Source organism: Streptococcus oralis (genome assembly GCF_003943825.1).
GTDB lineage: Bacteria > Bacillota > Bacilli > Lactobacillales > Streptococcaceae > Streptococcus > Streptococcus oralis_CD.
On record NZ_RJNJ01000037.1, the window covers coordinates 1 to 988 of the forward strand.

Below are 988 nucleotides of genomic sequence, written 5' to 3' on the forward strand. Positions count from 1 at the left end.
AGCTCTTTGGAGAAGTCGAGTTTTGGTTTGCTATGGTTAAGATTGTGGCTATTTTAGCTATGATTGCAACAGGGGTCTTTATGGTCTTGACAGGATTTGAAACACCATATGGTGCCGCAAGTCTGGCAAATATCAGCAATCAATTCTCTCTTTTCCCAAATGGAGTCATGAACTTTGTCATGGCCTTTCAAATGGTATTTTTTGCCTATCTGATGATTGAATTTATCGGAGTGACAACCTCTGAAACGAAGAATCCTCGTCAGGTTTTGCCAAAAGCAGTTAAAGAAATTCCTCTCCGAATTGTCTTCTTCTATGGTGGTGCTCTATTAGCCATTATGTCTATTATTCCCTGGAGAGAACTTGCTTCTTCAGATTCACCATTTGTAACGGTTTTTGAACTAGCAGGTATCAAGTGGGCGGCAGCTCTGATTAACTTCGTCGTTTTGACGTCGGCCGCATCTGCTCTTAATTCGACCCTCTATTCAACAGGGCGACACCTCTACCAGATTGCCCATGATTCACCCAATCGCTTCTTAAAAGCGATCAAGGCAGATACTCTTTCTCGCCATAATGTTCCACAAAATGCTATTATTGCTTCAGCAATCTTAATTGCTCTGGCTGCCTTTATCAATGTTTTGCCAGGTGTTTCCGATGCCTTTGCTTTGATTACGGCGTCTTCATCAGGTGTTTACATCGCGATTTATATCTTGATCATGGTGGCTCATCTCAAATACCGCAAGTCACAAGACTTCATGGCGGATGGCTACCTCATGCCCCATTATCGTTTTCTAAATCCTTTAACCATGCTCTTCTTTATCTTTGTCTTTGTAACCCTCTTTTTACAAGAATCTACCTTTATGGGAGCAATTGGTTCAGCTATCTGGATTATCGGTTTCGGAATTTATAGTCAGTGGAAATTTAGAAAATAACTTATGAACTCATCAACTCAGCTTGGTGAGTTTTTTTCTAGTTTGACAGTCTATTGAAA

At 40.7% G+C, this 988-nt stretch carries 1 protein-coding gene; it reads left to right on the forward strand.

What is annotated here, in order from left to right:
- Positions 1 to 929, forward strand: a 929-nt coding sequence (locus tag D8863_RS10400) for an amino acid permease (protein ID WP_142999484.1), incomplete at its 5' end; no start/stop codon positions are given.
- Positions 930 to 988: the final 59 nt, after the last annotated feature.